Genomic DNA, 20,005 nt, shown 5'->3' with positions numbered 1-20,005 from the left:
ATGTTATCGCTCACAGTCTATGGATAGCTGAAGCCGTTCCCGCAGCGGCTGGTCGGTATCCCCGACCTGTCGCTGTACCGCGTCGTGCGCCATCGCGGACGCGCCGCCGAGTGAACGTTGACATCGGCAGGCTTCGAACAATGCGACGACGGTGGCCCCGGGCCGGACCCGGGGCCACCGTCGATCGACCGTTGGTGAGGGAGGGTCATGGTAGCCATGGGAGAGGTGCCGATCGCGGTCCGGCGACGGCGCGGCTGGTGGTCACGGGTCGTCGCCGCCCTGCTGACGCTGCTGGTCGGCGGCGGTCTCGTCGTGGTCCAGTCGACCGGCGCGGCGGCGGCGACGGTGGACACCACCGCCTGGTACGTGCTGGTCAACCGCAACAGTGGCAAGGCGCTGGACGTGTACAACTTCGCCACCAACGACGGCGCGCGGATCACCCAGTGGACCCGCGGCGACGGCACCAACCAGCAGTGGCAGTTCGTCGACTCCGGCGGCGGCTACTACCGGTTGAAGTCCCGGCTCTCGGGCAAGGTCCTCGACGTCTACAACCTCTCCACCGCCGACGGCGCGGCGATCGTGCAGTGGACCGACGGCAACGGCACCAACCAGCAGTTCCGGCTCGCCGACTCGGCCGACGGCTACGTCCGGCTGCTCAACCGCAACAGCGGCAAGGCGGTCGAGGTGCAGAACGCCTCCACCGCCGACGGCGGCAACATCGTCCAGTACTCCGACTGGGGTGGCACCAACCAGCAGTGGCAGCTCGTCCGGGTCGACGGCGGCAGCACCCCGACCACGCCGCCACCCACCACGCCACCGGCGAGCGGCTCGTTCACCAACCCGGTGGTGTGGCAGGACTTCGCCGACGTCGACATCATCCGGGTCGGCGACGCGTTCTACCTGTCCGCCTCGACCATGCACTACTCGCCGGGCGCCCCGATCCTGCGCTCCTACGACCTGGTCAACTGGGAGTTCGCCGGGCACTCGGTGCCCAAGCTCGACTTCGGCGCGAAGTATGACATGTCCGGCGGGCGGGCGTACGTCAACGGGATCTGGGCGTCGACGCTGAACTACCGCCCGAGCAACCGCACCTACTACTGGGCCGGCTGCATCGACTTCGCCAAGACCTACATCTACACCGCCGCCGCCGTCGACGGGGCCTGGAACCAGCACTCCACCATCAACAAGTGCTACTACGACGCCGGCATGCTGGTCGACGACAACGACACCATGTACGTCGCCTACGGCAACAGCCAGATCAGCGTCGCGCAGCTGTCCGCCGACGGCAAGAGCGAGGTCCGCAGCCAGCAGGTCTTCTCCACCCCGTCGAGCGTGGGCACCCTGGAGGGGGCCCGGTTCTACAAGCGCAACGGCAGCTACTACATCTGGCTCACCCGGCCGGCCAACGGCCAGTACGTGCTGAAGTCGTCGAGCCCGTTCGGCCCGTACGAGATGCGGCAGGTGCTGCTCAACATGCCCGGCCCGATCTCCGGCGGCGGCGTGCCGCACCAGGGCGGTCTGGTGCAGACCCCGGCCGGCCAGTGGTACTACATGTCCTTCGTGGACGCCTACCCCGGTGGGCGGGTGCCGGCGCTGGCCCCGATCACCTGGACCGCCGACGGCTGGCCGCAGATCCAGACGGTCAACGGCGGCTGGGGCACGTCGTACCCGAACCCGCTGCCGACCCGACCGGTCAAGCCGCTGACCGGCACCGACACCTTCAGCGGCAGCACCCTCGGCCCGCAGTGGGAGTGGAACCACAACCCGGACAACACCAAGTGGTCGGTGAACAACGGCCTGCGTCTGCAGACCGCCACCGTCACCAACGACCTCTACAGCGCCCGGAACACGGTGACCCACCGGATCCAGGGGCCGACCTCCACCGCCACCGTCGAACTCGACTACTCGGCGCTGCGCGACGGCGACCGGACCGGGCTGGCGGTGCTGCGCAACTCGTCGGCCTGGATCGGCGTCCGCCGGGACAACGGCGCCACCCGGGTGTCGATGACCAACAACCTCACCATGGACGGCAGTTGGCGGACCACCAACACCGGCACGGAGATCGCCTCCGCCCCGGTCAGCGGGGGACGCATCTGGCTACGGGCCACCGCCGACATCCGTCCCGGCTCCGGCCGGCAGGCCCGGTTCTCGTACAGCACCGACGGGGTCAACTTCACCGCGCTGGGCAACGCGCTGACCCTCGACAGCAACTGGCAGTTCTTCATGGGCTACCGGTTCGCCCTGTTCAACCACGCCACCCAGGCCCTCGGCGGCACCAGCACGATCCGTCAGTTCCAGCTCAGCACCCCCTGACCCGACCCGGGTCACGGCAGCGGGGCAACCGGGCCGCCCGTACCGTCGGCACCGCTGTGCGGGCCGGTCGGTGCGGGCGGCCCGGCCACGTCGGTGGCGGTCCGGGACCGTCGCCGGCCGGCACGCACACGACGGGGCCGCCCCCGCACAGGGGCGGCCCCGTCCGTTGCACCGCCGGTCCCGCACCGTCTCGCCAGCGGTGCGGGACCGGCGGTGGTCCCTACTGGTTGGCGACGAGCCGCCAGCGGTTGTCCGCGCTGCCGTTGTCGGAGTCCTGTACGGCCTGCGCACCCTGCGCGGTCGAGCCGTTGAGGATGCCGAGCAGCTTCCCGCTGTTGACGTTGCGGATCTTGTAGGTGCCGTCGCCCTGGTTGAGCAGGGTCCACCGGTGGTCGGCGGTGCCGTTGTCCGCCCACTGCAGGACGCGGGCGTTGTCGGCGGTGGACATGTTCTCCACACCGAGGACCTTGCCGCTGTTGACGTTGCGGAACCGGACGGCGTCGCCGTCGGTCACCACCACCCAGTTGTGGTCGGCGGTGCCGGTGTCGCCCCACTGTAGGGCCAGCCCGCCGTCGGCGGTGGACATGTTCTGGATGCCGAGAACCAGGCCGCTGCCCACGTTGACGATCCGCGTGCTGCCGCCGCCGGTGCTGCCACCGCTGGTGCTCCAGTAGACCGTGTAGTTGAAGCCGTGGGCGTCGTAGAACGGTCCGAGGTTGACCGTGGAGCCGTTCGCGGTGGCGGTGAACGCCAGGGTGCTGGTGCTCGTCCGGGTCACCGACGAGGCGTTCAACGACGGCAGGGCGCTCAGGCCGGTGTTGCCGTAGTTGCCCGCCAGCACCGCCGGGCCGTACGTGAGGGCCGCGACGTTGGCGTTGTCGTTGCTCGGCTGCACGACGACCTTCATCGGCAGCCGTACGGTGACGGTGTCGCCGGCCGCCCAGGTGCGGGTGACCGTGGCGTAGCTGCCGGGGTTGGTGGCGACGCTCTGCGTCTCGCCGTTGACGGCGATCGTCGCGCCGGTGGCCCAGGCCGGGATGCGGACCCGGATGCTCCACGAGCCGCTCATCGACCCGGAGAGGGTGAGCGTGCTGGTGTCGCTCGCCGGGTAGCTGGTGCTCTGGGTGACCGTGATCCCGCGCTGCGACCAGGTCAGCACCGACGCAACGAACAGGTTCACCGTCAGCGTGGTGTCGTTGTAGAAGTAGATCGAGTCCATCAGCTTGGTGTTGGCCTCGATGCCGGTGCCCTGGCAGCACCAGAACGAGTTGTAGTCGGTGCTGAAGGTGCCGCCTCCCCAGGCCGGCCCGACGCCCCGTCGGCCACCCGGCTTGAGCGGGGTGAAGTAGGTGACGTGGCCGTGCCCGTCGGCCGGGTTCTGCGCGCCGACGACATGGTTGAGCAGGGCACGCTCGTAGAAGTCGAAGTACGCGACCCGGTTCGGGTCGAGCAGCCACAGCTCCCGGGTCAGCTTGAGCATGTTGTGGGTGTTGCAGTGCTCGCAGGTGTCGTTGGTCAGGTACCCGGCGATCGCGTTCGGCGGCCGGAAGTGCTCGGCCTGGCTGTTGCCACCGATGACGTAGGTGTGCGCGTTGACGGTCATGTTCCACGCGTTGCTGGCGATGTCCCGGTAGCGCGTGGTGCCGGTCGCCTTGAACTCCCGCGCCGCGCCGATCCACTTGGGCACCTGGGTGTTGGCGTGCTTGCCGTTGAGCTGGTCGGAGTTGCTGGCGAGCGGGTTGAACACGCCCGCGTGGTCGAACCGCTGGGCGACGGTCAGCCAGCGCCCGTCGCCGGTGTGCTGGTAGATGTCGGTCAACGCCTCGTTCATGCCGCCGAACTCGGTCTCCAGCATCGACTGCATCTGGTTGTAGCTCAGCCGCGACGTGCGGGTGTCGACCCAGCCGGCCAGCGCCAGCAGCACCGAGCGGGCCTGCGTGTTGCCGATGTAGCGCCACACGTCGAGTAGCCCCATGAGGGTCTTGTGGATGCAGTAGTAGGGCACGTTGCCGTTGGACAGCGTGCGGGCCTCCAGGGCCGAGAAGTCCGACTCCGGGAAGCCGGACAGGTAACCGGCGGTGAATCCGGCCGCCCCGTTGTTGGCCTGGCACTTCGCCAGCTCGGCCACCATGTAGTTGGCCTTGTCCCGGCAGGTGGTGTCGCCGAGCACCGCGTACGCCTGCGCCCAGGCGGTGAGGAAGTGGCCCTGCATGTGGGTGCGGAACGGGAAGGACGGCGCGTCCCAGCCCCCGTTGGTCGCGGCCCCGTTGGTGCCCAGCCGGTGGTTGGCCCGGAAGTTGTAGAGCATCCGGTCGACGTCGACGAACCGCAGGTAGCTCAGCGTCCGGTTCTGGTTGTCCAGCAGCCGGCCGGCGGTCAGCCGGACCTGACCCAGTTCGAACGGGTACGCCGACACGCCCAGGTCGGCCCGGGCCGGGGGGACCACCAGAGCCGCGCTGGCCGGACCGGACCCGAGCAGGGTGCCACCTGCGGCGGAGGCGAGCGCGGTGGCGCCAGCGGCCTGGAGAAGTTGGCGTCGGTTGAGGGACGGAAAGGACATGGGAACCTCCAGCGGACCGGATCACGGGGCGAGCCGTCCGGGTGGGTCGTACGGACGGTGGTGTCGGTGGTGGGGTGCCGGCCCGCCCCGGTGGGGTGGAGCGGGCCGGCGCGGCCGTCAGCCGCGTGACGCGGTCACGCGGGGGTGCAGGTCAGGTCGGTCGGTGGCTGGTTGCTGCCGGTGGTCGAGCTGATGTAGCCGACGGTGGTGGAGCCACCCGCCCCGAGCTGCCCGTTGTAGGCGGCGTTGGCGACGGTCACCTGGTTGCCCTGCTGGGTCAGGGTGCCGTTCCACGCCTGGGCCACCGTCTGCCCGCTGGGGAGGGTGAACGACACCCGCCAGCCGGTGATCGGGGTGGACCCGTTGGTGATGGTCAGCTTGCCCTCGAAGCCGCCCTGCCAGGTGTTGACCACGGTGTTGGTGGCCGCGCAGGTCGTCCCGGAGGGGGTCGTCGGAGCCGGCGTCGTCGGGGCCGGGGTCGTCGGGGTGGGGGTGGGGGTCGCAGTGGGCGTCGTGGTGGGCGTCACGGTCGGCGTGGGCGTCGGGGTGGTGCCGCTGCCGTTGAACTGCCACCAGTTGACGTTGAACAGGGTGCCGCTGCCGCCGGTGAACCGCAGGTACATGTCGTGGGTGCCGGTCGCGCCGGACACCGGGCAGGAGACGGTCTGCCAGTTCTGCCAGCCGCCGGTGACCGGCACGGAGCAGCTCGCCACCCGGGTGCCGGTGGTGCTGTCCAGCCGGACCTCGATGGTGCCGCCGCTGCCGGCCGAGGCCACCCGGGCGTTGAAGGACGTCGCACCGGTGCCGAAGCCGACCCCCTTGACCTTGATGTAGTCGCCGTTCTCGATGAAGCCGACGTTCATTCCGCCTTCACTGGACGCCTCGGTCTCGATGCCGGAGCCCCAGGCGATCGTCTCGGCCTCCTGCCGCACGTACGGGTTGAGCGTGCCGATCTGCGGTGCGCCGGTGCTGGTCATGTTGATCGTCGGGATGGTGCCGTTGGTGCCGTAGGTGAACTTCTCCACCGCGACCGACCGGGTGTAGCCGCCACCGCCGGGCAGCGCGCCGTTGTGGTAGAAGAAGTACGACCCGCCGTTGAAGTCGACGATCCCGGCGTGGTTGGTGAAGCTGCCGCCCTGGCGGGGCATGACCGTGCCCCGGTAGGTCCACGGCCCGGTGGGGCCGGGCGCAGTGGAGTAGCCGATGAACTCACTGCAGCACTCGGCGGCGAAGACGTTGTAGTAGGTCCCGTTGCGCTTGAAGACCCAGGGGCCCTCCTCGTAGAGGGTGGGTCGGGTGGCGTTGCCGTTGCGGGTGCCGTATCCGGCGGTGGTCAGCGGAATCTTGGTGACACTGCCGGAGTACGAGATCATGTCGGCGTTCAGCTTGACGTACCACAGGTTGGGGTTGCCCCAGTAGAGGTACGCCTGCCCGTCGTCGTCGATGAAGACGGTCGGGTCGATCTCGCCGTTGGCCGCCAGCGGGCGGCCGATGGCATCCCGGAACGGGCCGGTCGGGCTGTCGCTCACCGCCACCCCGATGGCCATCGAGTTGGTCGACTTCGCGGTCACCGGCACGTACCAGTAGAACTTGCCGTTGCGGGCGATGACCTGGCCCGCCCAGGCGTCCGCCTTCGCCCAGCTGAAGGTGCCTACGTTGAGCGGCGAGCCGTGGTCGGTCCAGTTGACCATGTCGGCGGAGGACCAGACCCGCCACTCCTTCATGGTGAACCAGGTCGAGCCGTCCTCGTCGTGGCCGGTGTAGAGGTACACCCGACCGTTGTGCACCAGCGGGGCCGGGTCGGCGGTGTAGATGTGCTGGACGATGGGGTTGTCGGCCTTGGCGGTGCCGGCCGGGAGCAGGGTCGAGACCAGGAGCAGGGCCGTCAACCAGGCGAAGGAGCGCCGCAGTCGGGTCAGCGGTGGCAGTGCGGGTTTCACCAGTACCTCCCAGTATGGGCGATGCGTGTCGTGGGGGGTCACGCCTCGGTGGCCTGCCCGGACTCCGCCGGCGCCCCGGCCGGTGAGCCGGTGCGGTCGGGATTCGTCCGGACTGCCCGCCGTGCGGGTACGCGGGTGTGGCGTCACGGTCGGCGATCGCGCTCCCGGCCTGCCAGGGACGGCACCGCGGTCGGCGCGCGGTCGTGTCAGGACCCCACGATGGCGGTGGACGACGTGCGCCGGGGGATCCGGGTGCGTCGAGGTGTCGATGCGACCCGGCGGCGCGCAGCGTCCACGGAGGTGCCCGGAGGTGTCCCACCGACGTCGCCCGTGCCCGCACTCCGCTCCGCCGCCCGGATCCGGGGGTGGAGCGGGGGAGGCGTGCCCTTCGCTCCCGCGGCCGACGGTATCTTGTTATCGTTAACACCCGCAAGCCATTGACGTTCGTTGGTTACGCGGGCGTCATCGGGGTCCCCCACGGGCCCGGTCCGCCAGGCGGGGGCGCCGGGTGATCTACCCGCCGCCGGGGGTCAGCGCACCAACCGCCCGGTGTCCGGTCCGCCGCGCCGGACCAGCCAGGCCTCGGTGATGTGGGTGACCATGGCCGCGGCGGCGCCGTCCGGGTCGTGGGCCGCGATGCGCTCGTAGATGCGCCGGTGTCCCCGGTTGGAGGCCACGCACAGCGCCCGCTCGGAGCGGCCCATGTAGCGGGCGGTGTTGACCACCTGGCTCTCCAGCGAACGCACCACGCCCCGGGCGATCCGGTTGCCGGACGCCTGCATGATCACGTCGTGGAACGCCCGGTCGTGCTCGTGGTAGGCGACCTGGTCGTCGACCAGCTCGTCCATCCGGTCGACCAGGGCACGCAGCCGGTCGACGGTGTCCTGGTCGGCCAGCCGGGCGGCGACGTTGGCCATGTCGGACTCCAGCACCCGCCGGGTGGCCACCAGGTCGTCGAGAATGGTCAGGCTGTCGTCCTCGGCGATGGTCGCGGAGAGCACGAGTTCGTCGAGCATGTCCCACATCGACGGTGGGGTGACGATGGTGCCGCTGCCCTGGCGGACCTGCACCAGGCCCTTCTCCTGGAGGATCTTCACGGCCTCCCGGACGACCGTGCGGCTCACCGAGAACGCCTCGCACAGCGCCGGCTCGGGAGGCAGCGGGGCGCCGGGCGGGTGGACTCCGCGTACGATGCGTCCCACCAGTTCGGCGGTGACGGCGGTCGCGAGGTTGGCGGGTCGTCGTGCCCAGCTCGGGGGCGTTGCCGTGTTCAGGGTGATCTCCCGTGCCGTCATGTCCCCTCCAGTGGATTCCGCGGACCGCGCCACGACCTGCCTGCGGCGAATTCTACGTCCCACTGTTGACGTCATACGTCATACGAGTTACTTTCTCGTCAATCCAAGTGTCTCGATTCAGCGGGGTCGGCCGACGTCGAAAGTGAGCAGCGATGAAGCACCGAGCAGTGTGGTCAGCCGTTCTCGTCGCGGCATTGGCGCTGGCCGGCTGCGGGAGCGCCGGCGGGACGCGTTCCCCGTCCGGCGGGGCCGACGGGAAGCTGGTCGTCTGGGACTGGAAGTCCGGTGAGGCGTCCGCCCGGGCGTACCTGGAGAAGGCGAAGGCCGACTTCGCCAGGAAACACCCCGACGTCACCGTCGAGTTCGTCGCCCAGCCCTTCGAGCAGTACTACACCCTGCTCGGCACGGCGATCCAGGCCGGCAAGGGGCCGGACGTGATGCTGTTCAACGGGGGCGGCCAGATCCGGGACCGGGCGGACGCGCTGCTGCCCCTGGACGAGTACCTCACCGACGACCGGCAGCGACTCGCCGGCTGGGACGCGTTCACCAAGGACGGCAAGACCTACGCCGCCCCGGTGACGCTGCAGGGCCACCCGATCTACTACAACCGGGCCCTCTACGACAAGGCCGGCCTCGACCCCGCCAGCCCCGCCACCACCTGGTCGAAGTTCCTCGCCGACTGCGCCACCATCACCCGGCGGACCGGCGCGAAGTGCCTCGCCCTCGGCAACAAGGAGGGCTACGGCATCCAGTTCTTCCTCTCCGCCTTCGGCTCCGGTGTGTTCAGCACGCAGGAGTACGACGACTGGATCGCCGGCAAGCGGGACTGGACCTCGCCGCACGTCAAGCGGATCTTCGCGCTCTGGAAGGAGGCCCAGGACGCGAAGCTGAACAGCGACGGGGCGAACTCGACGGCGATGTTCAACGACTCCTTCGCGATCTTCCAGTCCGCGAAGGCCGCCCACGTCATCGGGCTGATGTCGGACGTCGGACACTGGAAGGACTTCAGCGAGTTCCTCACCGCCGAGAAGCTCGGCGTGATGCGCGCCCCCGTCGTCGTACCCGGGGCCACCCCGAGCCTGCCCTACGACGGCGGCATCGGCTACGGGGTCGCCAGGTGGACCAGGGACCCCAGGGTCGCCGCCGACCTGGTGCGTTCGCTGACCTCGACCGACGCGCTGAAGTCCTTCTACGCCGACGCCGGGGCGATCGCCGCCGACACCACCATCGACGTGTCCCAGGGCGGCCCGGCCGTGGCCACCATCGTCGCCGACCTCAAGGCCGGCAAGCCCGCCCTGCACGTGGCGCTGTCCTCCAAGACCCTGGAGCTGATGGGCCGGCTCTCCCAGCAACTGCTGAGCGGCTCGATCAGCGTCGACGAGGCGGTGAAGCAGCTGGCCGCCTCCGATCAGGCCGGCTGACCCCGTGCCGGTTCCCGAGGCGGCACCGTCGGTCCGTCCGGCCCCGACCGGCCGGGCCGGCGGGACGCCGCCGCGATCCGTACCCCCCGCCCCCACCGTCTCGCGGCGCGGCCGGGGTGGCCGACGGGCGGAACGGCTCGCCCCCTTCGTGCTGCTGGCCCCGGCCCTGCTGATCCTCGCGCTGCTGCGGTTCTGGCCGCTGCTGCTCGGGGTCAACTTCTCCTTCACCGGTGACGGCGACCGTGACGGGCTGATGGTCGGCCTGGACAACTACCGGGAGCTGCTCGGGGACCCGCTGTTCCGGGACGCGCTGGGCAACGTCGGGCTGCTCGTGCTGCTGCTGCCGGTGGCGGTGGCGATCCCCGGCCTGCTCGCGACCCTCATCTACCTGCGGGTCCCCGGGCACCGGCTGTACCGCAGCGTCTACTTCTTTCCGGCCGTGCTGTCCCCGGTCATCGTCGGGGCCATCTTCAACCTGCTGCTCGCCTTCGACGGCCCGCTCAACGCCCTGCTCGGCGGGGTCGGCATCGGGCCGGTGGACTGGCTCGGCGACCCGGACGTGGCGATGTTCGTCGTGGTCGGGGTGCACGTCTGGGCGACCTTCGGGATGGCGCTGGTGGTGTTCCTCGCCGGCTTCGCCACCCTGGACGCCTCGCTGCTGGACGCCGCCCGGGTCGACGGCGCGTCGCTGCCCCAGACCGTCCGGCACGTGATCGTGCCCAGCCTCGCCCGCACCATCCAGTTCGTCTTCGTCACCACGATGATCGGGATGCTGACCTCCATGTTCGGCCTGCTCTACGTGATGACCAGCGGCGGCCCGGAGGGGTCGACCTACCTGCCGGAGTACTACATCTGGATCCAGCAGGGCCAGATGAACCGGCCGGCGCTCGCCTCGGCCGCCTCGACGGTGCTCTTCCTCATCATGCTCGTGGTGGGGCTGCTGCAGATCAGCCTGCTCCGGCGGGCGGTGAGGGAGGCGTGATGTCCCGTGTCCGGTGGGGTCGGTGGCTGCTGGCCCTGCCGATGGCCGTGCTGGCCCTGGCGACCGTCTACCCCCTGGTCTTCACCGCCAACGTGGCGATGAAGACCCGCCGCGACTACGTCCTCGACCGCTTCTCGCTGGTGGACTCCCTGCGGTGGGACAACGTCGCGGCGGCGTGGAACAGCGTCGGGATGGCCCGCTACCTGACCAACTCGGTGGTCGTGGTGACGGTCTCGGTGCTCCTGCTGCTGTTGTTCGGGTCGATGGCCGGTTTCGCGTTGAGCCAGCTGCGTTTCCGGGGTTCGTCGGTGCTCTTCCTGTGCTGCCTCGCGGCGCTCTTCGTGCCGTTCCAGGTGATCATGGTGCCGCTGGCCCGGATCATGTCCGACGCCGGTCTCGTCGACACCTACCCGGGGCTGGTGCTCGCCTACGTGGCGCAGTTCCTGCCCTTCACCATCTTCCTGATGACCAGCTACTACCGGACCATCCCCCCGGAGATCATCGACGCGGCCCGGATCGACGGCAACGACGTCTACGGTGTCTACCGGCGGATCATGCTGCCGCTGGGTGCCCCGGCCCTGCTGTCGGTCGGCATCCTCAACGCGCTGTTCTGCTGGAACGACGTGCTGATCTCGTTGCTGCTGATGCCCTCGGCCGAGCACCGGACCCTGATGGTCGGGGTGACCTCGCTGCGGGGGCAGTACTCCGCCGACATCCCCACCTTCGCCGCGGGGGTGCTGATCGCCGCCGTACCCGTGCTGGTGATCTACCTCTTTCTCCAGCGCCAGATCGCCGACGGTGTCGCCGCCGGTGCTACGAAGGGCTGACATGCGGATCACCGGATACCGGACCCTGACCACCGTGCAGGAGTGGGGTCGGCCCGTCGGCGACGCGAACGGCGTCTTCACCGACGGGGTGACCACGGTGCCGATCATCGTGGTCGAGACCGACGAGGGCATCACCGGGGTCGGCCTCGGACCGCACACCGACCTCGAACGGATCTTCGCCGCGATCGACGGCGAGGACCCCCGCGCGGTGACCACCCTCTACGACCGGATGCTGCGGCAGACCTTCAAGGCGGGCCACGCCGGCACGGTGTTCGGCACGATCGGGGCGTTGGACACCGCGCTGTGGGACATCAAGGCCCAGTCGGCGGGGCAACCGCTGTGGCGGCTGCTGGGCGGACGCGACCGGCGGGTGCCCGCGTACGCGTCCGGCCTCGACATCGGCCTGGACGACGACGAGCTGGTGGCGGCCTACACGGTCTACGCCCGACACGGGCTGCGGGCCGCGAAGCTCAAGGGCGGCCTGGACATCGAGCGGGACCGGCACCGGCTGCACGTGGTCCGGGATGTGCTCACCGAGGCAGGTCGGGGGCAGCGCCCCGGCCTGATGCTCGACGTCAACGAGGCGTGGACCCGCAAGCAGGCCGTCCGGCACGTCGGCGAACTCGAACGTACCCTGGACCTCGTCTGGATCGAGGAACCCGTCCGACGGTGGGACGCCGAGGGCCTGGCCGTCGTCGGGCGCGGTATCCGGGCGTCGGTCGCGACCGGGGAGAACCTCACCGGCCTCGAACAGTACCGGCCGTTGATCGCCGCGGCGGCGGTGGACATCGTGCAGATGGCCGCGGTCTGGGGGGTCACCCACTTCCTGCGGGTGGCCGCCCTGGCGCACGCCTACGACCTGCCGGTCAGCCCGATCGGTAACAGCCCCGTGGGGCTGCTGCACGCCGCCACGTCGGTGCCCAACCACCTGGTCAGCGAGCTACAGGACCTCCGGCCCCCGGTCGGGATCACCCGCGACCTGTACGTTGAGGACGGGGCGTTCGTCCTCGGCGACACACCGGGCCTGGGCGTCACGGTCGCCGAGGAGGAGATCCGTACCCACCCCCGCCGTTCGGACGTGCCCACACCCGACGGACCCAACGTGCGGCCGGAACGGGCCGGACGCCGGCTGCTGGCGGAGAACGACCAGATCGTCGCCGGGCCGCAGCGGTACGTCACGCCGCTGCCCGGCACCCCGGCGCATCACCACGACGGCCTGCCGTCCGCCGTCAGGAACTGACCCCGACCCACGAGGGAGTACGCATGCAGGCAGTGGTCTGCCACCGCGCCCGGCACCACCGGCACGACGAGCTGGTGGAGGCACACCGGTGAGCACCCTGTTCGACCTGTCCGGCCGGACCGCCGTGGTGACCGGCGCACGCCGGGGCATCGGGCTGGCCATGGCCGAGGCGCTGGCCGTCGCGGGCGCCGACGTGATCGGCGTCTCGGCGCAGCTGGAGGCCACCGGCAGCGAGGTGGAGCGCCGGGTACGCGCGGCGGGCCGCTCGTTCACCGCGTTGCGCGCCGACCTGGCCGACCGGGCCGCGGTCCGCCGGCTCGTCGGTGACCTGCACGACCTCGGCCCGGTCGACATCCTGGTCAACAACGGCGGCACCATCGCCCGTGCCCCGGCGGCCGAGCACCCCGACGAGATGTGGGACCACGTCATCGAGGTGAACCTGACCAGCCAGTTCGTGCTGAGCCGGGAGATCGGCCGGGCGATGGTGGCCCGGGGCCACGGAAAGATCATCTTCACCGCGTCGCTGCTCAGCTTCCAGGGCGGCATCACCGTCCCCGGATACGCCGCCTCCAAGTCCGGCATCGCCGGGCTGACCAGGGCGCTGGCCAACGAGTGGGCGGCGCACGGGGTCAACGTCAACGCCATCGCCCCCGGCTACATCGCCACCGACAACACCCGGGCGCTACGCGAGGACCCGGAACGCGACCGGGCCATCCTGGCCCGCATCCCGACCGGCCGGTGGGGAAACGCCGACGACCTCGCCGGCGCCACGGTGTTCCTGGCCTCCCCGGCGTCGGACTACGTCAACGGCATCGTCCTGCCCGTCGACGGCGGATGGTTGGGCCGATGAGCGCACCGCCCGGCACCGTCGACGCCCACCACCACCTCTGGGTGCGGGCCCGGCACCCGCAACCCTGGATCGACCCGGCCACCATGGCCGCCATCGACGCCGACTTCACCCCGGCCGACCTGGCCCGGGTCACCCGTCCCGTCGGGGTCACCGGGACCGTTTTGGTGCAGGCCAACTCCACCGAGGCGGAGACGGTGGACCTGCTGGGCGTCGCCGCCGACGACCCGGTCATCCGGGGGGTCGTCGGCTGGCTGGACGTCACGGCCCCGGACGTCACCGAACGACTGGGCCGGCTGCGGGCGGCGCGCGGCGGCTACCTGCTGGTCGGCGTCCGCTACTCCGTGCAGGACGAACCCGACCCGGCGTTCCTCGACCGGGTCGACGTGCGGCGGGGGATCACGGCGGTGGGCGCCGCCGGTCTCGCCTTCGACCTGCTGGTGCGGCAGCACCAACTGGGCGCGGCCGGTCGGCTCGCCCGCGACCTGCCCGAGGTGCGGTTCGTCCTGGACCACCTCGGCAAACCGGCGCTGGGCGGGACGGACCTCGACGGGTGGGCCCGCGACCTGCACGCCCTGGCGGGCGCGGCCAACGCCACGGCGAAACTGTCCGGCCTGGTCACCGAGGTGCACCGGGCACCGTGGACACCGCAGGACCTGCGCCCGGCCGTCGATCACGCCCTCGACGCGTTCGGCCCGGACCGGTTGATGTTCGGCTCCGACTGGCCGGTCTGCCTGCTCGCCAGCTCCTACCCACGCTGGGTCGACACGCTGGCGGAACTGCTCGACCCGCTCGGCGACGGGGAGCGGGCGGCGATCTGGCGGCACACCGCCCGGCGGGTCTACCGACTGGAGTCGGCGTGAACGCCCGCCCGCTGCCGCGCCGACCGGCGGTACGCCTCACCGCGCTGGGCTTCGGCGCGGCACAGGCCGGCAACCTCTACCGGGCCACCACCGACGAGGAGTTCACCGCCGCCGTCGACACCGCCTGGGCGGGCGGCCTGCGCTACTACGACACCGCACCGCACTACGGGCTCGGCCTGTCCGAACGGCGGCTCGGCGCGGCGCTGCGTACCCGACCGCGCGACGAGTACGTGGTGTCGACGAAGGTCGGGCGGTTGCTCGTACCGTCGCCGCAGGACGCCCACCGGCGCGACCCGGAAGGCTTCGACGTGCCCGCCGACCACCGGCGGGTCTGGGACTTCAGCCGCGACGGCGTGCTCCGCTCGCTGGAGTCCAGCCTGGCCCGCACCGGCCTGGACCGGATCGACGTCGTCTACCTGCACGACCCCGACGACCACTGGGAACAGGCCGCCACCGAGGCGGTGCCCGCCCTGGTGGAGCTGCGCGACCAGGGCGTGGTGGGGGCCATCGGGGCCGGCATGAACCAGTCCCACCTGCTCACCCGGTTCGTCGAGGAGACCGACGTCGACGTGGTGATGTGCGCCGGCCGGTACACCCTGCTGGAACAGGGGGCCCTGGCCGACCTGCTACCCGCCGCCGAACGCCGGGGCGTCGGCGTGGTGGTCGCCGGGGTCTACAACTCCGGCCTGCTGTCGCAGGACCGGCCCCCGGCCGACGCCACCTACAACTACCAGCAGGCCCCACCGGAGTTGATCGACCGGGCCCACCGGATCGCCGACGTCTGCCAGGCGTACGGCGTCACCCTGCCGCAGGCGGCACTCGCCTTCGTCCGCTCCCCTCCCGCAGTCGTCTCGACGGTCGTCGGCCTGCGCAACCGCGCGCAGGTCGCGCAGGCGCTGACCCGCGCGGACGCCGACGTCCCGGCGGCGCTGTGGCCGGCGCTGCGGGCCGCCGGGCTGCTCGACCCGGCCGCGGCATGATTCCACCGCGACGCCGGGCACCCCACCACCCCACCAGGATTGGAGTCCCACCCGTGTCCGTCCCGACATCACCCGCCCGGCGCGGGCCGGTGCTGGCCGGCCTGGCCGCCACGGCGCTCGCCGCCACGGTCGCCGTGCTCGCCCCGGCCGGTCCCGCCCTCGCCGCCACCACCACCCTCTACGCGTCCCCCGCCGGCAGCGGCACCGCCTGCTCCAGCAGCCAGCCCTGCTCGCTGACCGACGCGCAGAACGCCGTCCGGTCCCGTACCGCCGGGATGTCCGGCGACATCGTCGTCGAGCTGGCCGACGGCGTCTACCGGCTGGCCGCGCCGCTGCGGTTCACCGCCGCCGACTCCGGCACCAACGGCTACACCGTGACCTGGCGGGCCGCCGCCTCCGCCCGCCCGCAGCTCAGCGGGGCGCGCGCGGTCACCGGCTGGTCGCAGGTCGACGCCGGCAAGAACATCTGGCGGGCGAGCGTGCCCGCCGGGCTGGACAGCCGGCAGCTCTACGTCAACGGCGCGGTCGCCACCCGGGCGCGGACCGCCGTCAACCGGGCCGACTTCACCTTCACCACCAGCGGCATGCGGTTCAGCAACGGCGCGTTGAGCTACCTCAACAACCTGGGTAACCAGAACCGGGTCGAGGTGGAGAGCGTCGGCTCGTTCACCGACCGGTACTCCCCGGTGCAGAGCATCAGCGGGAACTTCCTCACGATGCAGCAGCCGGCCTGGAACAACAACACCTTCGGCTTCGACACCCTGTCCAAGCCGCACCGGGCAGGCCCGTTCTACCTGGCCAACGCGTACGAGTTCCTGGACAGCCCGGGGGAGTGGTACCTCAACCCGGGCAGTGGTCAGCTCAACTACATCCCGCTGGCCGGGCAGAACATGAGCAGCGTCAGCGTGGAGCTGCCGCAGTTGCAGTCCCTGGTGAACGTCGGTGGCAGCTACGACGCCCCGGCGCACCACATCGCGTTCAGCGGGATCACCTTCACCGGCACCAGCTGGCTCGGCCCGAGCAGCAGCAACGGCTTCGCCGACCAGCAGACCGGAGCGCACATCACCGGCACCTGGGCCCGCCCGGCCGACGCGCTCACCTCCTGCCAGGAGGGTTGCCCGCTGTTCGAGGCGACCCGGCCGAGCTGGGCCCAGATGCCGGCCGCCGTGCAGGTCTCCGCCGCCAACACCATCACCTTCAGCGACTCCCAGTTCGTCAACCTCGGGCAGACCGCCATCGGCATCGGCAACGACGCCAACGCGCACGCCAGCGGGGTCGGCCTGGGGGCCAGCAACATCACCGTCACCCGTTCCGAGATCGCCCGCAACTCGGCCGGCGGCATCGTCGTCGGCGGGGTACGCGCCGACGCCCACCACCCGGGCGACCAGCGGATGGTCAACCGGAACATCACCATCAGCAACAACCGGGTGCACGACCTCGGACTGGAGTACCGGGGTGTGGTGTCGATCCTGACCACGTACGTCAACACCTCGCTGGTGTCGCACAACGAGGTCTACAACATGCCGTACACCGGGCTGTCGGTGGGCTACGGCTGGGGCGCCAACGACGCGGGCGGCAGCAACCACTATGCCAACCGTGGCCTGTACAACTACCAGCCGCGCTACTCGACGGCGACCACGGCGGCCAACAACCAGGTCGTCGGCAACTACATCCACGACGTGATGCAGCAGATGACCGACGGTGGCTGCCTCTACACGCTGTCGGCGAACCCGGGCGGGACCATCAACGAGAACTACTGCCTGCGGACCAACGGCTGGTTCGGGCTCTACTTCGACGAGGGCTCCCGCTACTACACCGCCCGCAACAACGTCTTCTCCTCCACCGGCACCTGGGCCACCGCCAACTACTGGTACGCCGAGAACATGGGCAACTTCACCGTCACCAACAACTGGTCGACGAACAACAGCACCAACGTGACCAACGGTGACCGGGGCAACGTCGTCAACAACAACACGATCGTCAGCAACAACAGCTGGCCCTCGGGGGCGCAGACCGTGATGGCCAACGCCGGTGTGCAGGGCAGCACCAACCCGCCGGCGCAGGGTGTGCGGCTCGTCGGGGCGCAGTCCGGCAGGTGCGCCGAGGTCACCGGTTCCAGCACCACCAACGGCGCGCAGGCCCAGCTGTGGGACTGCACCGGCGCGACCAACCAGCGGTGGACCCAGACCACCGGCCGGCAGCTGACGGTCTATGGCAACAAGTGCCTGGACGCCTCCGGGCAGGGCACCAGCAACGGCACCCAGGTGGTGATCTGGGACTGCAACGGGCAGAGCAACCAGCAGTGGAACGTCAACGCCAACGGCACGATCACCGGTGCGCAGTCCGGGCTCTGCCTGGACGCGAACGGCGCGGCGACCGCCAACGGCACCAAGTTGATCCTCTGGGCCTGCAACGGCGGCACCAACCAGCAGTGGAGCCTGCGCAGCTGACCGGTCGCGTCCGAACGTGGCCGATCCGTGGGGTGCGGGGCCGCCGGCCCGGCCCCGTACCCCGGCGCGGCGTGCGGTGTCGCGTGCGGTGGCGGTGGCACCTCGCGGAGACGGCTGCCGCCACCTCAGCGGGGTGCCACCGACCCGGACGCGGTGTGCCGGCGGCAGCGGGTGAGTTCCGCGCGCAGCTCGCGGCGCAGTGACCGGTCCACCTCGGGTGCGGCGAGCGCGGCGGCGAAGTCCCGGGCCGCCTCGTCCCACCGGCCCAACCGGGCCAGCGCGGTGCCCCGGTTGTAGCGGGGCACCGGTGCCGCCGACAACGCGACCGCCCGGTCCAGGTCGGCCACGGCGTCGGCCACCGCACCCCGGTCGAACCGGACGGCGGCCCGGTTCGTCCACGCCTCGACCAGCTCCGGATCGCCGGCCAACGCCCGGCTGAACAGCTCCTCGGCCTCGGCCGCCGCGCCGCGCTCCGAGCGGATCAGCCCGAGGGTGCACAGCAGGGCCGGCTCGTGCGGGGCCAGCACCAGCCCGGCCCGCGCCCCCGTCTCGGCGACGTCGAGGGCGCCCCGGCCGAGGTGCAGGTTGACCAGGGCGATCCGGGCATCGAGGTGTCCGGGCTCGATGGCCAGCACCCGGTCCAGGTCGTCGCGGGCCCGCCCGGTGCGGCCCCGCTCCTGCTGGAGCACCGCCCGGTTGTAGTACGCCTCCGGCAGGTGCGGCCCGAGGCGGATCGCGCTGCCGTAATCCCGGATCGCGGCCCGGTGTCGCCCGGCGGCCCGGTGCAGGGCGGCCCGGTCCACGTAGTACTCGCAGTTGTCGGGGTCGTGGCCGATCACGGTGTCGAGTTCGGCCAGGGCCCGTTGCGGGTCGCCCAGCGCCAGGTGGACCTGGGCCCGGTTGTGGCGCAGCCGGGCCACGTCCTGGGGGCGTTCACCGGGGGCGAGCACCGCTGTCAGCCGGGCCAGCCCGTCGTCGATCAGCCGCAGCGCCCGCTCCGGCTCGCCCGCCCGGCTGTCCAGCAGGGCGACGCCCTGCTCGTAGAAGACCGTCGACAGGACCCGCTGCCGGGGGTCGGGCACCGTGCGGGCGAGCCGGAGCGCCTCCGCCAGCCAGTGCCGCGCCCGGGCCGGGTCCCGGGCGGCGGCCGGCAGGTGCCGGGCGTACAGCATGGCGGTGGCGTACGCGGCCGACATGGTGATCTTCGGATCGTCGGTGACGGTCCGGGTCTCGTGGTAGAGGTCGAGCGCCTCGGTGGCCTGGTCCAGCGCCGCCAGGGCGGTGGCCAGGCCGGTGGTGAACGACCACCAGTGCGGCAGGTCGTCGGCCGGGGTGACCAGGGCACGCCCCTGTCGGGCGGTGCGGGCCGCGTGGTGGTAGAAGCCGCCGGCCAGGCTCTCGCCGAGGGCGGTGCGCAGCGCCGCCGGGCTCAGGTCGACGGCCGGCAAGGCCGGGCCGTCGTCACACAGATCCAGCCGCACCGGGTACGCCCCGAGTCGGCCGGCCAGCGCGTCGAGCAGTTCCCGGGTGGTCTCGTCGGCCGCGCCGACGTGGACGAACCGGAGCGTGACCGGTCGGCGGAGGGTGCCCGCCCAGGCCGCCACGAACTCGGTCGCGCCGTAGGCCAGGGCGGCGGTGCGCCGGGCGGGGTGGAACCGGATCGGCGCCTCGTCGGCGGCGGCGCGGGCGGCCGGGTCGAGCCGGGGCGCGATGGCCCGCAGCTCGGTGCGGTGCCGGGCGGCCAGTCGGGGGCGGTCGGCGGCGATCCGGTGGAGCAGGTCGGCGACCCCGGCGTACGGCCCGAGGTCACGGTGGCAGTCGTACCGCGGCGGCTCGTCGGTCACGGTCGGGCCGGCGTCGCCGAGGGCGGGCGCCCGGGGGCGCCCGCCGGGCCGGCAGTTACCAGCACCACTCGATCCAGAGCCGGCGGGCGCCGGACACCAGACGCAGTGCACTCGTACGACGGACGGTCATCTTCTTCATGGGCACCTCCGTGGTCGTCCACTCCGGACTGCGCAGAGCCTAATCCCGATCAAGGGAAATGCGAAGGGTGTTCGTGAAGCCGGTCGGCCCGATGGCCTGGCCGCCGACCGGTCCGGCGACTCGGGTGGCGCGTTCGTCTCCGGCAACCAGGCGCAGGGCGTCACCTCAGGTGCCGGTGGCGACTGCAACTCCGGTGGCACCACCGTCTACCAGCCGGTCAACGAGATCCTCGGCGCGTACGGGCTGTCGCTGACCACCACCGGCGGTGGCGCTGGGAGTGCACCGGCGGGGCGAACCAGAAGTG

The 20,005-nt window shown here is 71.3% G+C and carries 13 protein-coding genes and 1 pseudogene; 10 read left to right on the top strand and 4 right to left on the bottom strand.

The annotated features are described in order from the left end of the window. Window positions 1-207 precede the first annotated feature (207 nt). Complete coding sequence (locus JQN83_RS09845) at window positions 208-2,313, top strand: family 43 glycosylhydrolase (protein WP_208566751.1); 2,106 nt, start codon at window positions 208-210, stop codon at window positions 2,311-2,313. Between the two features lie 220 nt (window positions 2,314-2,533). Here the strand turns inward: JQN83_RS09845 and JQN83_RS09840 are convergent, their stop codons facing one another. The 3 genes from JQN83_RS09840 to JQN83_RS09830 form a co-directional block, all read right to left on the bottom strand. Beyond that, on the bottom strand, window positions 2,534-4,873 hold the full coding sequence (locus tag JQN83_RS09840) for a beta-L-arabinofuranosidase domain-containing protein (RefSeq protein WP_208566750.1): 2,340 nt from the start codon (window positions 4,871-4,873) through the stop codon (window positions 2,534-2,536). A gap of 134 nt (window positions 4,874-5,007) precedes the next feature. Next, window positions 5,008-6,762, bottom strand: coding sequence for a family 43 glycosylhydrolase (locus tag JQN83_RS09835; protein WP_244252169.1), 1,755 nt, complete (start codon window positions 6,760-6,762; stop codon window positions 5,008-5,010). Between the two features lie 581 nt (window positions 6,763-7,343). Continuing rightward, the gene (locus JQN83_RS09830; protein WP_208566749.1) at window positions 7,344-8,108 is read right to left on the bottom strand and encodes a FadR/GntR family transcriptional regulator; all 765 of its coding nucleotides are present in this window, start codon (window positions 8,106-8,108) and stop codon (window positions 7,344-7,346) included. Window positions 8,109-8,260: 152 nt separating this feature from the next. Here JQN83_RS09830 and JQN83_RS09825 point away from each other — a divergent pair, with 152 nt between their 5' ends. The 8 genes from JQN83_RS09825 (at window position 8,261) to JQN83_RS09790 (ending at window position 17,718) form a co-directional block, all read left to right on the top strand. Continuing rightward, the gene (locus JQN83_RS09825) at window positions 8,261-9,529 is read left to right on the top strand and encodes an ABC transporter substrate-binding protein (protein ID WP_208566748.1); all 1,269 of its coding nucleotides are present in this window, start codon (window positions 8,261-8,263) and stop codon (window positions 9,527-9,529) included. Between the two features lie 4 nt (window positions 9,530-9,533). Beyond that, a complete protein-coding gene (locus JQN83_RS09820; RefSeq protein WP_208566747.1) occupies window positions 9,534-10,511 on the top strand; it encodes a carbohydrate ABC transporter permease in 978 nt (325 codons plus the stop codon). Beyond that, on the top strand, window positions 10,511-11,338 hold the full coding sequence (locus JQN83_RS09815; RefSeq protein WP_208566746.1) for a carbohydrate ABC transporter permease: 828 nt from the start codon (window positions 10,511-10,513) through the stop codon (window positions 11,336-11,338). The genes JQN83_RS09820 and JQN83_RS09815 overlap by 1 nt, the downstream gene beginning before the upstream one ends. Before the next feature lies 1 nt (window position 11,339). Continuing rightward, window positions 11,340-12,578, top strand: a complete 1,239-nt coding sequence (locus JQN83_RS09810) for a mandelate racemase/muconate lactonizing enzyme family protein (protein WP_208566745.1) — start codon at window positions 11,340-11,342, stop codon at window positions 12,576-12,578. An 88-nt stretch (window positions 12,579-12,666) separates the two neighbouring features. Then, a complete protein-coding gene (locus JQN83_RS09805) occupies window positions 12,667-13,428 on the top strand; it encodes an SDR family NAD(P)-dependent oxidoreductase (protein ID WP_208566744.1) in 762 nt (253 codons plus the stop codon). Beyond that, window positions 13,425-14,288, top strand: coding sequence for an amidohydrolase family protein (locus JQN83_RS09800; RefSeq protein ID WP_244252076.1), 864 nt, complete (start codon window positions 13,425-13,427; stop codon window positions 14,286-14,288). Before JQN83_RS09805 ends, JQN83_RS09800 begins: the two co-directional genes overlap by 4 nt. Beyond that, window positions 14,285-15,268 (top strand): aldo/keto reductase, encoded by a 984-nt coding sequence (locus tag JQN83_RS09795; protein WP_208566742.1) that lies wholly within the window; start codon window positions 14,285-14,287, stop codon window positions 15,266-15,268. Before JQN83_RS09800 ends, JQN83_RS09795 begins: the two co-directional genes overlap by 4 nt. A gap of 53 nt (window positions 15,269-15,321) precedes the next feature. After that, a complete protein-coding gene (locus JQN83_RS09790) occupies window positions 15,322-17,718 on the top strand; it encodes an RICIN domain-containing protein (protein WP_208566741.1) in 2,397 nt (798 codons plus the stop codon). A 125-nt stretch (window positions 17,719-17,843) separates the two neighbouring features. Here the strand turns inward: JQN83_RS09790 and JQN83_RS34080 are convergent, their stop codons facing one another. Further along, window positions 17,844-19,562: a tetratricopeptide repeat protein gene (locus JQN83_RS34080; protein WP_208566740.1), complete on the bottom strand. Its 1,719-nt coding sequence runs from the start codon at window positions 19,560-19,562 to the stop codon at window positions 17,844-17,846. A 247-nt stretch (window positions 19,563-19,809) separates the two neighbouring features. Here JQN83_RS34080 and JQN83_RS34305 point away from each other — a divergent pair. Then, window positions 19,810-19,975: pseudogene (locus JQN83_RS34305) on the top strand (trypsin-like serine protease); the annotation flags it as partial. Window positions 19,976-20,005: the final 30 nt, after the last annotated feature.

This window comes from Micromonospora antibiotica, from assembly GCF_017599305.1.
GTDB classification, from domain to species: Bacteria; Actinomycetota; Actinomycetes; order Mycobacteriales; family Micromonosporaceae; genus Micromonospora; species Micromonospora antibiotica.
The sequence above is the reverse complement of the archived record's forward strand: the minus strand, read 5'-3'. Positions and strand labels throughout refer to the sequence as shown.